We start from the raw sequence: 13,676 nt of genomic DNA, 5'->3' as shown, positions 1-13,676 counted from the left end.
GGTGCGCGCCGCGTGGCGGGAGGCGGGAAAGGAGCGCCCCAGATTTGTAGGGTTCCGTCAACGATCCGGCCGGAGTGCTCACCGGTAGAGTGATCCGGTGACCGAAGCGACGAACGACGGCCCCGACCTCTCGACCACCGCGGGCAAGCTCGCCGACCTCAAGGCGCGCTACCACGAGGCGGTGACTGCCTCGGGGCAGGCCGCCATCGAGAAGCAGCACGCCAAGGGCAAGATGACCGCCCGCGAGCGCATCGAGGGCCTGCTCGACCCGGGCTCCTTCGTCGAGCTCGACGAGTTCGTGCGGCACCGCACCCACGCCTTCGGCATGGAGTCGAAGCGCCCCTACGGCGACGCCGTCGTGACCGGCACGGGAACCATCCACGGCCGCCAGGTCGCCGTGTACTCGCAGGACTTCACCATCTTCGGCGGCTCGCTCGGCGAGGTCGCCGGCGAGAAGATCATCAAGGTGATGGAGCTCGCGCTGAAGATCGGCGTGCCGATCATCGGCATCCTCGACTCGGGCGGCGCCCGCATCCAGGAGGGCGTCGTCGCGCTCGGCAAGTACGGCGAGATCTTCCGCCGCAACACCGCCGCCTCCGGCGTCATCCCCCAGATCTCGATCATCATGGGCCCGGCGGCCGGCGGCGCGGTCTACTCCCCCGCCCTCACCGACTTCGTGATCATGGTCGACAAGTCGAGCCACATGTTCGTCACCGGCCCCGACGTCATCAAGACCGTCACGGGCGAGGAGGTCGGCTTCGAGGAGCTCGGCGGCGCCCTCACCCACAACACCGTCTCGGGCGTGGCGCACTACCTCGCGAGCGACGAGGACGACGCGCTCGACTACGCGCGCACCCTCGTCTCGTTCCTGCCCGACAACAACATGGCCGACCCGGTCGTGTACGAGTCGGAGATCGAGCTCGAGATCACCGACGAGGACCGGCGCCTGAACACCGTCATCCCGGACTCGCCGAACCAGCCGTACGACATGCGCACCGTCATCGAGGGGCTCGTCGACCACGCGGACTTCCTCGAGGTGCAGCCGCTCTACGCGCCGAACATCGTGATCGGCTTCGCCCGCATCGAGGGGCGTTCGGTCGGCATCATCGCGAACCAGCCGAGCCAGATGGCCGGCACCCTGAACATCGCCGCGGGTGAGAAGGCCAGCCGCTTCGTGCGCTTCTGCGACGCCTTCTCCATCCCGATCCTCACCCTCGTCGACGTGCCGGGCTACCTGCCGGGCACCGACCAGGAGTGGACCGGCGTCATCCGTCGCGGCGCGAAGCTGCTCTACGCGTACGCCGAGGCGACCGTGCCGCTCGTCACGGTCATCACCCGCAAGGCGTACGGCGGCGCGTACATCGTGATGGGCTCGAAGCAGCTCGGCGCCGACATCAACCTCGCCTGGCCGACCGCGGAGATCGCGGTCATGGGCGGGCAGGGCGCCGTCAACATCCTCTACCGCGCCGAGATCAAGCGCGCCGAGGAGGCCGGCGAGGACGTCGCCGCGGTGCGCACGCAGCTCGCGAACGAGTACACCTACAACGTGGCCTCCCCGTTCCTCGCCGCCGAGCGCGGCGAGCTCGACGGCGTCATCGAGCCCGCGGCCACCCGCGTCGCCATCGCCAAGGCGCTCCGCACGCTGCGCACGAAGCGCGCGAGCCTGCCGCCGAAGAAGCACGGCAACATCCCCCTGTAAGGAGCCGCTGTGACCGATCAGGACGCCCCGCCCGCCGTCGACCTCCACTTCGTCGACCGACGGCCGCCGACGCCCGCCGAGACGGCGGCCGTCATCGCCGTCGTCACCGCCGTGCTCGAGGAGCACACCCCCGAGACCTCCGTCGCGCCCGCCGGTCGGGACGAGTGGGTGCGCTCGGGATCGGCGCTCCGCCGCCCGGTCGAGACCGGTCAGGGGCGCTGGCAGCGGTCCCTCCGCTAGGGGGACGCGATGAGGACCCGTTGTCCTCACAAATGCTGACTATTGCGAACCTCGCCCCTGTTGCACTATTGATGTGCAGGCTCCAGAGGAGTCGCCATCATCACCGGTCGGGTAACCGGTGATTGTTGGGGGCGAGCCAGGGCGATATTCGGGTTGTCGCCGTGGCTCGGGCTGTGAGGGGGCCGGTCATCGACCGGCCCCCTCCTCATTTAACTCGTAGCGGTCTTCGCGGGCCTCGCCCACGGCGCGGATGCCTCGGCCAGCCCGACCCGCAGCGGCTCAGTCCGCAGCAGCTCAGTCCTCGGCGGACTCGATCTCGGCGGCCCGCATCGCCGCTTCGGCCTCACTCTCGGGGAGCCTCGGGATCTCGAGCCACAGCTCGACCTCGGCGTCGTCGCCGTCGTCGCCCGGCACCGCCGAGGTGCGCAGGCCGACGACCGTCACCGCGGCGGCCGAGCCCTCGGCGGCGGTGCGGGCGATGATCCGGTCGGCGTTCGAGCCCGCGATGGCCTCGGCGAGCTGCGAGAGCACGCGGTCCCGCGCGACCTCGTCGAGGTCGTCGATGCCGCCCTCGTCGAGGAGGGTCACGGTCATGCCCCGCTCACGGGCGCGCTGCACCTCGACGCGGACGGCGTCGGTGAGCAGCATCCGGCCGCGGATCTCGTCGCGGATCGCCGCCTCGAGCCGTCGGCACTCCTCCCGCTGCGACTCGCTGAGCACACCGTCGCGGTCGATGATCCGGCGGAGCATCGGCGCGGCGACCCGGTTCGTGTGGGCGAGCCGCATCCGCCCCTCGAAGAGGTACGCGTCCTGCGCCGCCTGCCAGGCCGCCGCCTCGCGCTCGGCCTGCGCGTAGCGCCGGGTCTCCCGGGCGGAGTTCGCCAGGGCGGAGGTGAGCGCGTGGGCGATGGCCACCCAGACCACGCTGCCGATGACGCCGAGCGAGCCGAGCGCGAGCGGCCCCGCCCACACCATCGTCTGCACCGCGAGCGCGATGACGCCGAGCCACGCGACGACGAGCTGCCGGCGCGCGGCTGCGATCGTCATCAACGTGCCGACGGCCGCGACGTACCAGGTGGCGTAGCCGTTGTCGCCCGCGGCGTCGAGCTGGCTCGTCGCGAGCAAAGGGAGAGCGATGCTCACGGCGAGGTCGAACGCGGCGAGCCAGTCGGGCATCCGCGCGCGCGAGGAGGGCCAGAGGCTCAGCACGGTCGCGAAGGCATAGCAGGCGAGCGCGACGACCGCCGGCCAGGGGCTCGCGGGCACCGCGAGCGAGTAGACGCCGAGGATGACGTGGTAGGTCGAGAAGAGCGCCGCGAGGACGAGCAGCAGCCACCTGGGGACGGAGATCACGCGTCGCCCCCGATCGCACCCGTGGGCCAGGCGAGGATGACCGTCGTGCCGTGGCCGGCGAGCGACTCGATCTTCGCGAGGCCGCCCGCGTTCGTCATCCGCTCCTCGATGGAGACGCGCACGCCGAGCCGCTCGTGCGGCACCGTGATGGGGTCGAAGCCCACCCCGTTGTCGGCCACCTCGACGACGCAGCCGTTGGCGCGCACACCGCGGACGCGGAGCTCGCGCCGCGTCACCCGGCCGGGCTCGTCGGCGTGCTGGAGGCTGTTGACCATCGCCTGCACCGCCGCGGAGTAGAGCGCTTCGACGGCCTCGACCGGCAGCTCCACGCCGCCGGCGTTCACGACGCGCACGGCGAAGCTCGCATTGAAGGTGCCGATCGCGGTGCGCAGCCGGCGCACGAGCACGCCGAGGGAGACCCGGTCGAGGGAACGCGGGCCGGCGACCCCGGCTTCGTCGAGCCGGGCGATGGCGTCCTTCGCCATGCGCGCGGCGAGCGCCTGCTGCTCGGGCCTGGTGGCGGCGGCCGCCGAGAGCAGCTTCGTCAGCACGCTGTCGTGCACGAGGGCGTCGACCTTGACGCGCTCGAGCTCGTTCGCGTGCAGCCGGGCGGCGAGGTCGTAGCGCTGCAGGGCCGCCTCCTGCGCCTGGTCGACACCGATCGCCGCCTGCCGCAGCATCGTGATGATGACGAGCACGACGATGCCGAGGATGAGCGCGTAGGTGGCGTCGAGCACGGCGAGCAGCGGCTCGGCCGCACCGCCCGACGGCGAGACGCGGACGATGCCGTACACGATCGGCACGACGACGGTGTACGCCGCCGCCCACCAGCTCGGCAGCGCGACGACGGCGGCGGTCGTCGCGACGGTGCAGAGGAAGTAGAGCCAGGGCACCTGCCCGGCCATCGCGCCGAAGTCCTCGACCAGGGTCGGCCAGGACAGCAGGGCGAGCAGGTAGAGGATGGCGAAGGAGAGGCACGCGGCACGGATGGCGACCTTCGAGAGGGTGGCCACGGCGAGGGCGACGATCGCGCCGTACACGACGGCCATGAGCGCGGCGCCGGCCCCGGGCCGGAGCACCGCGGCTTCGGCGAGGGCGGACGGCACCGTCTGCGCGGCGAAGACGAGGCCTGCGATCCCGACGGCGCGAGCGGAGATCGTCTCGACCTGGCTCCGGCTGACCGACATCCTCCGCCGTGCGGTGGGCCGGGCGACGCGCCACTCAGCGGAGGGCATCGCCCGCTTCGCCGTCGAGGCCGGGGAGGATGCCGTCTTCGACCGCCCGGCGCAGCAGGTCGACCTTGGTCGGTGCGGGGCGGCCGACCTCGACGTACTTGGCGCGGATGCGGTCGAGGTACTCGCGGGCGGTCGAGTGCGCGATGCCGAGCTGGGCGGCGACGAGCTTCAGGGGCAGGCCGGAGGCGTACAGGTGCAGCACGTCGCGCTCGCGGCGGCCGAGCTGCGCCCTCGCGAAGTCGCGGTCGGCCTCGATCGCGCTCGCCCACTCGACGTTGTTCAGCACGTCGCCGCGAGCGACGGTGGAGATGGCGCCGATGACCGCGGCCATCGGCGAGGCCTTCGGGATGACGCCCGCGGCCCCCGCGGCGAGCGCCTCGCGGACCGCGGCGACGCGGTCGGCGATCGAGTGCACGAGCACGTGGCTGCCGGTGGCGAGCACCTGGCGCACGTTGTCGGTGACGCTCGAGCCGTCGCCGAGCGAGAGGTCGAGGACGACGACGTCGCAGCTGCCGCCGCCGAGTGCGGCGAGGAGCTGGGGCACATCGGCCGTGTCGGCGATGACGTCGTAGCCGGCGTCCTGGCAGGCGGCGCGCAGCCCGAGCCGGACCGCCTCGTGATCATCGACGATCGCGACCGTCGCCTGGCGTGCGTCGCTGTCGCGCTCGTCGCTCACAGCACCCCCCGTTTCCTCAGGTGCCACCCTAGCGGGCGAGACGCACCACTGCTTCGAGGTGATGCGTGTTCGGGAACAGATCGAACGCCTCGATCGCCTCCGGTTCGTAGCCGTGCCCTCGGAAGAGGGCCACGTCGCGCGCGAGCGCGACCGGGTCGCACGCGACGTAGACGATCTGGGCCGGTGCGAGCCCGGCGATCCGGTCGACGACCTCGCGGCCGGCGCCCGCGCGCGGCGGGTCGAGCACGACCGTGCCGGCCGTGAGGCTCGCGCGCTCGGCGGCGCCCGCGCCGGCCTCGAGCTCGGCGAGGAACCGGTCGACGCGGCCGGTCACGGCCTGCGCTCCGACCCACTCGGCGAGGTTCTCCCCCGCGTGCAGCGTGGCGCGCGCATCCGCCTCGACGGTCGTGATGCGGGTGGTGTCGCCGAAGCGGTCCCCGACGGCGGCCGCGAGCAGGCCGACGCCGCCGTAGAGGTCGAGGTTCGCGGCGCGCGGGTCGAAGCGCTCGGCGTCGATCGCGCGCTGGACGGCGGCGTGCAGGGTGGCGGCGGCGCCGCGGTGCACCTGCCAGAAGCCGCCGCGGTCGACCTGGAAGCGCCGCCCGGCGACGAGCTCCTCGACGATCACGGTGTCGCGGGGCGGCGCCGGGGGCGCGGGCTGCGCGCGCCGCTGGCCGCCGCGCCGTCCACGCTGGCCCCGCTGGCCCCGCTGGCGCGGTTCGGCGGTCGCCTCGACGGTGACGAGCTGGGCCTCTCCCGCGCTCGGCAGCACGAGGTCGATCGCCCCGACGCCCGGCATGCGAGCGTCGAGCGGCGCGAGCGCCGCCAGCTCGACCGCCGCGAGCGGCAGCGAGGCGACGGGGACGACCCGGCGGCTGCGGGCGGCGTACGGCCCGACACGGCCCTCCTCGTCGACGTGCAGCCGCACCCTGGTGCGCCAGCCCGTGCCGTTCGCGGCATCGACCCCGGGGGCGAGTTCCTCCGCCACGGCCGCGACCTCGGGGGCGAGCGCGACGCCGCCCATGCGCGAGAGGGCGTCGGCGAGGACCTCGCCCTTGAGCGCGCGCTGGCGCTCGATGCGGATGTGGCCGAACTCGGCGCCGCCGGCGCGCGCGGCAGGGTCGCGATCGACGGAGGCCTCGGCCCAGACGTGCTCGCGGCGGTCGGGCGAGGCGTCGAGGACCTCGACGGTGTCGGCGCGCCAGAAGCGGTCCTTCGAGGCATCCGTCACCCGTGCCCGCACCCGCTCGCCGGGGATGGCGTCGGCGACGAAGACGACGCGGCCGTCGTGGCGGGCGACCGCGATGCCGCCGTGGGCGATGCGGTCGACCTGGAGGTCGAGCAGGGTTCCGAGCATGCATCGAGCATCCCACAGCAGCGCGGGGCGGCCTCCGCCCGGCAAGATGGTCGCATGCGCCTCTACCTCGCCTCCACCTCCCCCGCCCGGCTGCAGACGCTCCGCGCGGCGGGCATCGAGCCGATCGCCGTCGCCCCCGGCGTCGACGAGCGCGCGGTCGTGGAGGCGTACGAGGGGCAGCACGGGCCGCTGCCGGTCGAGCGGATGGTGCAGCTGCTCGCGCAGGCGAAGGCGGAGGCGCTGCTCGGCACGACCCCCGGCGGCGAGCCGATCGACGGGCTGATCTTCGGCGGCGACTCGGCGTTCCTCGTCGACGGCCGCATCCACGGCAAGCCGCACACGCCGGAGGTCGCCAAGGAGCGCTGGCTCGCCCAGAACGGCGGCAGCGGCGCGCTGTGGTCGGGGCACTGGCTCATCGACCACCGCGGCGGCCGGGTGAACCGGGCGGTGGGTCGGGCGGATGTCGCGACGGTGCGCTTCGCGACGCTCGACGAGGCCGAGATCGACGCCTACATCGCGACGGGCGAGCCGCTGGCCGTGGCGGGGGCGTTCACCGTCGACAGTCTGGGCGGCCCGTTCATCCGCTCGGTCGAGGGCGACCCGTCGACCGTCGTCGGCCTCTCGCTCTCGACGCTCCGGGAGCTCGTGCGCGAACTCGGCGTGCCGTGGACCGGGCTCTGGAACCGCTGAGCCCCGAATCCACCGATCTGATCGGCAACTCCGCCGAGCTGAGGCCGCAGTTGTGAGCTGCCGCACCATGCACCCGTGTCTTTTTGTGGGAGCCCTTCAAAGCCGAGGGGGTCCCGCGCAATAGAGTTGAGAACTATGCCGCGCATCACCAAGGTCCTCATCGCCAACCGTGGCGAGATCGCCGTCCGCGTCATCCGGGCGGCCCGCGACGCCGGAATCGGCTCGGTCGCCGTCTACGCCGACCAGGACCGCGACGCGCGCCACGTGAAGCTCGCCGACGAGGCGTACGCCCTCGACGGCGCCACGAGCGCCGACACCTACCTCGTCATCGACAAGCTGCTCTCGGTCGCCCGCCGCTCCGGCGCGGACGCTGTGCACCCGGGCTACGGCTTCCTCGCCGAGAACCCCGACTTCGCCCGCGCGGTCATCGCCGCCGGCCTCGTCTGGATCGGCCCCTCCCCCGAGGCCATCGAGCGCCTCGGCGACAAGGTCTCCGCGCGGCACGTGGCCGAGAAGGTCGGCGCACCCCTCGCCCCCGGAACGCTGAACCCCGTCGCGGGCGCCGACGAGGTGCTCGAGTTCGTCGACCAGCACGGTCTGCCCGTCGCGATCAAGGCGGCGTTCGGCGGCGGCGGCCGCGGCCTCAAGGTCGCCCGCACCCGCGAGGAGGTGCCCGAGCTCTTCGACTCGGCCACCCGCGAGGCGGTCGCCGCCTTCGGCCGCGGCGAGTGCTTCGTCGAGAAGTACCTCGACAAGCCCCGCCACGTCGAGACCCAGTGCCTCGCCGACCAGCACGGCAACGTCGTCGTCGTCTCGACCCGCGACTGCTCGCTGCAGCGCCGGCACCAGAAGCTCGTCGAGGAGGCGCCCGCGCCGTTCCTCAGCCAGGTGCAGATCGACGCCCTCTACTCGGCTTCGAAGGCCATCCTGAAGGAGGTCGGCTACGTCGGCGCCGGCACCTGCGAGTTCCTCATCGGCCAGGACGGCACCGTCTCCTTCCTCGAGGTGAACACCCGCCTCCAGGTGGAGCACCCCGTGTCCGAGGAGGTCACCGGCCTCGACCTCGTGCGCGAGCAGTTCCGCCTCGCCGAGGGCGGCGTGCTCGACTACGACGACCCCGAGGCGAGCGGCCACTCGATCGAGTTCCGCATCAACGGCGAGGACCCGGGCCGCAACTTCCTGCCCGCGCCGGGCCCGATCCACCAGCTCCGCTTCCCCGGCGGCCCCGGCATCCGCGTCGACTCGGGCGTGACGAGCGGCGACGAGATCTCGGGCGCCTTCGACTCGCTGCTCGCGAAGCTCATCGTGACCGGCAAGGACCGCCAGGAGGCGCTCTCGCGCGCCCGCCGCGCCCTCGACGAGTTCGAGGTCGCCGGCCTGCCCACGGTGCTGCCGTTCCACCGCGACATCGTGACGAACCCGGCCTTCGCGCCCGAGGGCGAGCAGCCGTTCTCGATCTACACGCGCTGGATCGAGACCGAGTACGAGAACACGCTCGAGCCCTGGTCGGGCGAGCTCGAGGAGGTGCGCGGCCCGGCCGCGCGCGCGAGCGTCGTCGTCGAGGTCGACGGCCGCCGCATCGAGGTCTCGCTGCCGAAGAAGCTCGTCGGCACCGCCGGGTCCAACGGCGGCGCCTCGGCCGGCGCCCCGGCTCCTCGCCGCCGCGCCGCGGGCGGGGCCGTCGACACCGCCACCGGCGACGCCGTGAAGGCCCCCATGCAGGCGACCGTCGTGAAGGTCGCCGTCGCCGAGGGCGACAAGGTCGTCAAGGGCGACCTCGTGCTCGTGCTCGAGGCGATGAAGATGGAGCAGCCGATCATCGCGCACAAGGACGGCATCGTCGGCGTCGTGAACGCCGAGCCGGGCGTCACGGTGTCGAGCGGGCACCTGCTGCTGTCGATCGCCGACGCGTAAGCGCCGAGCCGGCGCTCTCCTCGGCTTCCTCGGGACTCCGCGCAGCGTGGCGACCCGGGGAGATCCGGCGCGCGCGAGCCTTAACTTCTCTACTTGTCTGAGGAGCTGTAGGGTGGGTGCCGCACGCGGACGCCTCCGCGGCGCATCGAGAGGACCCCATGCGCGCCACCACGACCCCCGCCCCCGCGACCGCTTCCCGTTCCCGCACCATGCTCTGGACGTTGACGGCCACGCACGCGGCGAACGACTTCTTCACCGGGGCGGTCGCCGCGCTGCTCCCGTTCTTCGTGCTGCAGGCCGGCTACAGCTACGCAGCCGTCGCGGGCATCACCCTCGCCGCCACCGCCCTGTCGAGCGTCGCGCAGCCGGTCTTCGGCTACCTGGGCGACCGCTTCGGGCTGCGCTGGCTGAGCCTCGCGGGCCTGCTCGTCGCGGGAGCCGGCGTCGCCGTGAGCGGACTCCTCGCCGACTGGTACCCCGCCGTCTTGGTGGCCATCGCCCTGTCCGGCATCGGGGTCGCCGCCTACCACCCGGCCGCGACCATGGAGGCGCGAGCGGCCGGCGGCGGCACGAGCGGCGCCATGAGCGTGTTCTCGGTCGGCGGGAACGTCGGCGTCGCCCTCGCCCCCGCGGCGGTCGTGCTGGCGGTCGGCTGGTTCGGGCTCCCCGGCACCACACTGCTGTTCCTGCCCGCCGTCGTACTCGGCGCGGTCTACCTCGTCGCCACACGCCGGTCCAGTCGGGCGGCTCGCTCCGCAGCGAGCTCGGCCATCTCGCCGGCCAGAGCGCCGATGACCGCGCGCGACGACTGGCGCTCGTTCGTCTGGCTCACGGTCGTGCTCGCGATGTGGTCGGTGGCCTACGTCGGCACCTCGGCCTTCGTCGTGCTCTACTCCATCGACCGCTTCGACGCCTCTCCGGAGTTCGCCTCCCTGGCGCTGTCGCTCTTCCCGGCGGCAGGCGCGGTCGGCACCCTGCTCGGCGGATGGCTCGCCGACCGCATCGGCCGACTCCGCATCGTCCGGATCGGCTACGCGCTCGCCGTCCTGTCGATCCTGGGGATCGTGCTCGCGCCCAGCGCCGAGATCGTCATCGCCGCGACGGCGGCGCTCGGGTTCAGCCTGTTCCTCCCGTTCGCCCCGCAGATCACGCTCTCGCATTCCTACCTCCCCAACCGGATCGGCGTCGCGAGCGGACTCACCCTGGGGCTCACCCTGTCCCTCGGCGGGCTCGCCACCCCGCTCCTCGGCGTACTCGCCGACGCCGGCGGCATCCAGCTGGTCTTCGTCGCGATGGCCGTCCTCGTCGCGGCGGGACTCGGCCTGTCGTTCGTCCTCGCTGAGCGGGCGAGCGAGCACCTCCCTCCGCAGGAGCCGGACGCCGTCGCCGAAGCCCCGGTCGCGGCTCAGTAGCCCGCGCGGCCGGGCGCCCGCCAGCGCAGCGCCGCTGCGAGAACGGCGAGCAGCACGACGACCGCGCCGTAGCCGTAGGTCGTCGCGCCCAGCGAGATCGCGGGGGCCAGCAGGCCGGCGACGACGGCGGGGATGCCGAACGCCAGGTAGGACACCGTGTAGAGGGCGGCGAAGGTCGCGGCCCGCTCCGCCGGATCGACGCTCGGGATGATCGACCGCAGCACACCCATGAAGGCGGTGCCGAATCCCGAGCCGGCGACGACGACGGCGGCGAAGTACGCGGCGAGCGAGTGCGCGCCGAGCGCGAGCAGGCTCAACGCCGTTCCCGCCGCGAGCGCGGCGGCCCCGTAGATCGTGATGAAGCGCGGGGTGCGCGAGCGGATGAGCGCCGCCGACACCGCCCCGGAGCCGGCGAGCGCGGCGACGGCGAGGCCCTGCCAGAGGTGGAGTTCGGCGCCGAGTTCGCGGTGCACGATGCTCGCCCCGAGCGAGAGGAACAGTCCGCCGGTCGCCCAACCGGCGAGCACGACGGGAGTGCTCTTCACGAACAGACCGCGCACGTGCGCGGGAACCCCCAGCCGCGGGCGGAGCGAGGCCAGCCAGCCGGGGTGGCGCGGGGAGGTCTCCGGCGCGACCCAGGCGAGCAGGGACATGGCGAGGAAGGCGATCGTGAGCGGGAGGAACACGGCGGCGAGCGGCTCGGGGGCGACATCGAGCACCGCGCCCGCGGCGAGCGCCCCGAGCGCGAGCCCCGCCATCGGCGCGACCGCGTTCCAGAGGGCGGCGGAGCCGGGACGGCCGGCCGGCTCGAGGTCGGCGATGCTCGCGGAGAGCGCGGAGAGCAGGACCCCGCTCGCCGCCCCCTGCACCGCCCGCGCCGCGAACAGGGTCGCCGTGGCATCCGCGTGCCAGAAGAGGAGCACGCTCACCGCGAGGAGCAGGAACCCGGCACTGACGACCGGGCGGCGGCCGAGGTGGTCCGACAGCGAGCCGGTCGTCAGCAGCGCACCGAGGAGCGTGATCGCATAGACCGCGAACACCGCGGTGATGGTGCCCGAGTCGATGCCGAGCTCGGCCTGGAGCACGGGATAGAACGGCGAGGGGGCGCTCGCGCCGGCCATCATCACGGTGACCCCGACGATCGCGAGGGCGAATCCGGGGCCGGTCGGGCGAGTGCGCATGAGACATCCTGTCTGTTCCAAAAATGTCGAACGATTGGACGCTACTCGCCATCCGCGCATTATTCAACTATTCTCGAACCATGCGCGCCCCCGTCGAGCTCCCGCACCCCGAGCGGGCGGAGCTCACCCTCAGCGCCGTGCTCTTCGCGCTGAGCGACCCCGAGCGGCTCGCCATCGCGCAGCAGCTCCACGACGGCCCGCTCGACATGGCCGCCTGCCACCTGAGCGACCCGAACGTGCCGAAATCGACCAAGTCGCACCTCATGAAGGTGCTCCGTGAGGCCGGGGTCATCCGAAACGAGCCGAACGGGCGCGGGCGCATCCTCACCCTGCGCCGCGAGGACCTCGACGCCCGCTTCCCCGGTCTCCTCGACACGATCCTCGACGCGGCCGGGCCCTCCTGACCCGCCCGGGCGAAACCCGGCGCGAATCCCGTCCTCCGCCCGTTGTCGACGCACGGCGGCCCACCTAGGCTGAGCGGATGACCGAGCGGACCCCCGCGCGACCCCTGACGCCGCTGAGCGAGCGGGTGCGGCGCAGCCCTGCGCCGCACCTGGCACATCCGGACGTCGCGGACTGGCGTCCCGTCGGAGAACCGGAGCTCGACGCCGTCGCCGAGCTCGAGCGCGCGATCTCCGAAGCCGATCACCCCGAGTACTCGACGAGCCGCGACGATCTCGCCGACGAGCTGGGCATGTCGTTCGTCGACCGCGAGCACGACTCGATCGTGGCCCTCGACGACGCGGGCCACGCGATCGCCTGGGGCCTCGTGCAGCAGCCGCCCGGGCAGGACACGCTCGTGCGCTCGATCGCCATGGGTGGTGTGCACCCGCGCCATCGGCGGCGGGGCGTCGGGCGGCTCCTGCTCGACTGGCAGCGGGCGCGAGCCGAGCAGCAGCTCGCGGCGTCCGAGCACCACCTCCCCGGCTGGATCATGGCCTTCTCCGACGACCGCGCCGCGGGCGCCGCTCCGCTCTTCGACGCCGCAGGGTTCACCGCGGCCAGGTTCTTCGCGGGCCTGCGCCGCGACCTCGCCGAACCGATCGAGCCGCTCGAGCTCGGCGGCGGACTCCGGCTGGAGCGCCTCACCGCCGAACGCTTCGAGCAGGCGCGCGAGGTGCGCAACGACGCCTTCCGCGACCACTGGGGCAGCCAGCCGTCCTCAGCCGAGCAGTGGCGGGCGTTCGTGTCGCGAAGGGCGTTCCGGCCGCAGCTCTCATTCGTCGCCGTCGACCCGGCGATCGACGCGGCCGTCGGCTTCGTGCTCGCCGATGTCGACGAGGACGACTGGGCCCGCCAGGGCTTCTCGAGCACCCATGTGCCGCTTGTCGGCGTCGCCCGCGCGGCGAGGGGACGCGGCGTCGCCAGCGCTCTGCTCGCTGCGCACCTCCGGGCAACCGCCGCCGAGGGAATCGACTTCTCGACGCTCGAGGTCGACGCGGCGAGCCCGACGGGAGCCTTCGCGCTCTACGAACGGATGGGGTACCGACCGGCGGCCCGGGAGACCGGGTACACGATCGTGTACTAGTCCGGGTCGGAGTCCGCCCAGCCTCAGCACTGAGCAACGGACTTCGGCAACCATTGCTCGTCGTGAGGCATCCGGCTTCCGCCGCTCGCCGTCGGGCTCGGGAGCCGCGCGGTCGCGCTCGGCTCAGCAGACCTCTTGGGACTGCTCGGTCAGGATCCAGCGGCCGCCCTCGGGCACGAGCGCGACCGTGCCGCAGTCGCCGGAGCCGTAGGTGACGAACAGCTCGGTGCGATCGGCCGCCTCGTCGAGCGTCTCGACCTCGGCATCCGCCGTCTCGCCGAGCGCGGCGTACAGTTGCGCTGTCGTCGCGATCAGCTCGGTGCAACCGCCGAGCGAGACGCCGCTCGCCGCGAGCTCCGCGAGCATCTTCGCGACGAGCTCGTCACTCAGG

At 73.1% G+C, this 13,676-nt stretch carries 12 protein-coding genes and 1 pseudogene; 7 read left to right on the top strand and 6 right to left on the bottom strand.

The window, feature by feature from the left end; all coding sequences use genetic code 11:
• Positions 1 to 97: 97 nt before the first annotated feature.
• Together IEY71_RS15395 and IEY71_RS15390 are read left to right on the top strand one after the other, a co-directional pair.
• Complete coding sequence (locus IEY71_RS15395) at positions 98 to 1,699, top strand: acyl-CoA carboxylase subunit beta (protein WP_189086258.1); 1,602 nt, start codon at positions 98 to 100, stop codon at positions 1,697 to 1,699.
• Positions 1,700 to 1,708: 9 nt separating this feature from the next.
• Positions 1,709 to 1,939, top strand: a complete 231-nt coding sequence (locus IEY71_RS15390) for an acyl-CoA carboxylase epsilon subunit (protein ID WP_189086257.1) — start codon at positions 1,709 to 1,711, stop codon at positions 1,937 to 1,939.
• 294 nt (positions 1,940 to 2,233) lie between these two features.
• Here the strand turns inward: IEY71_RS15390 and IEY71_RS15385 are convergent, their stop codons facing one another.
• Genes IEY71_RS15385 through IEY71_RS15370 form a run of 4 tightly spaced genes read right to left on the bottom strand, consistent with a single transcriptional unit; the run spans position 2,234 to position 6,560 of the window.
• Entirely contained in the window at positions 2,234 to 3,292 is a 1,059-nt protein-coding gene (locus IEY71_RS15385) for a DUF8320 family protein (RefSeq protein WP_189086256.1), read from the bottom strand.
• On the bottom strand, positions 3,289 to 4,479 hold the full coding sequence (locus IEY71_RS15380; RefSeq protein ID WP_189086255.1) for a sensor histidine kinase: 1,191 nt from the start codon (positions 4,477 to 4,479) through the stop codon (positions 3,289 to 3,291). The genes IEY71_RS15385 and IEY71_RS15380 overlap by 4 nt, the downstream gene beginning before the upstream one ends.
• A gap of 34 nt (positions 4,480 to 4,513) precedes the next feature.
• On the bottom strand, positions 4,514 to 5,203 hold the full coding sequence (locus tag IEY71_RS15375; protein ID WP_189086254.1) for a response regulator transcription factor: 690 nt from the start codon (positions 5,201 to 5,203) through the stop codon (positions 4,514 to 4,516).
• Positions 5,204 to 5,231: 28 nt separating this feature from the next.
• The gene (locus IEY71_RS15370; protein ID WP_189086253.1) at positions 5,232 to 6,560 is read right to left on the bottom strand and encodes a class I SAM-dependent RNA methyltransferase; all 1,329 of its coding nucleotides are present in this window, start codon (positions 6,558 to 6,560) and stop codon (positions 5,232 to 5,234) included.
• A 54-nt stretch (positions 6,561 to 6,614) separates the two neighbouring features.
• Between IEY71_RS15370 and IEY71_RS15365 the strand changes: the two genes are divergently transcribed.
• From IEY71_RS15365 to IEY71_RS15355, 3 genes are all read left to right on the top strand, one after another.
• Entirely contained in the window at positions 6,615 to 7,250 is a 636-nt protein-coding gene (locus IEY71_RS15365) for a Maf family protein (RefSeq protein WP_189086252.1), read from the top strand.
• A gap of 135 nt (positions 7,251 to 7,385) precedes the next feature.
• Positions 7,386 to 9,164 (top strand): acetyl/propionyl/methylcrotonyl-CoA carboxylase subunit alpha, encoded by a 1,779-nt coding sequence (locus IEY71_RS15360; protein ID WP_189086251.1) that lies wholly within the window; start codon positions 7,386 to 7,388, stop codon positions 9,162 to 9,164.
• Positions 9,165 to 9,322: 158 nt separating this feature from the next.
• The gene (locus IEY71_RS15355) at positions 9,323 to 10,576 is read left to right on the top strand and encodes an MFS transporter (protein WP_189086250.1); all 1,254 of its coding nucleotides are present in this window, start codon (positions 9,323 to 9,325) and stop codon (positions 10,574 to 10,576) included.
• Here the strand turns inward: IEY71_RS15355 and IEY71_RS15350 are convergent.
• Positions 10,570 to 11,757, bottom strand: a complete 1,188-nt coding sequence (locus IEY71_RS15350) for an MFS transporter (RefSeq protein ID WP_189086249.1) — start codon at positions 11,755 to 11,757, stop codon at positions 10,570 to 10,572. The genes IEY71_RS15355 and IEY71_RS15350 overlap by 7 nt on opposite strands.
• A gap of 80 nt (positions 11,758 to 11,837) precedes the next feature.
• Between IEY71_RS15350 and IEY71_RS15345 the strand changes: the two genes are divergently transcribed.
• Both IEY71_RS15345 and IEY71_RS15340 read left to right on the top strand, forming a co-directional pair.
• Positions 11,838 to 12,161 carry an ArsR/SmtB family transcription factor gene (locus IEY71_RS15345; protein WP_189086248.1) on the top strand — a complete coding sequence of 108 codons (324 nt, stop codon included), beginning with the start codon at positions 11,838 to 11,840 and terminating at the stop codon, positions 12,159 to 12,161.
• 77 nt (positions 12,162 to 12,238) lie between these two features.
• Positions 12,239 to 13,285: a GNAT family N-acetyltransferase gene (locus IEY71_RS15340; RefSeq protein ID WP_189086247.1), complete on the top strand. Its 1,047-nt coding sequence runs from the start codon at positions 12,239 to 12,241 to the stop codon at positions 13,283 to 13,285.
• 123 nt (positions 13,286 to 13,408) lie between these two features.
• Here IEY71_RS15340 and IEY71_RS15335 read toward each other — a convergent pair.
• Positions 13,409 to 13,676, bottom strand: a pseudogene (locus tag IEY71_RS15335) (hypothetical protein); the annotation flags it as partial.

The organism is Agromyces mediolanus (assembly GCF_014648575.1).
Classification (GTDB): domain Bacteria; phylum Actinomycetota; class Actinomycetes; order Actinomycetales; family Microbacteriaceae; genus Agromyces; species Agromyces mediolanus.
The sequence above is the reverse complement of the archived record's forward strand: the minus strand, read 5'-3'. Positions and strand labels throughout refer to the sequence as shown.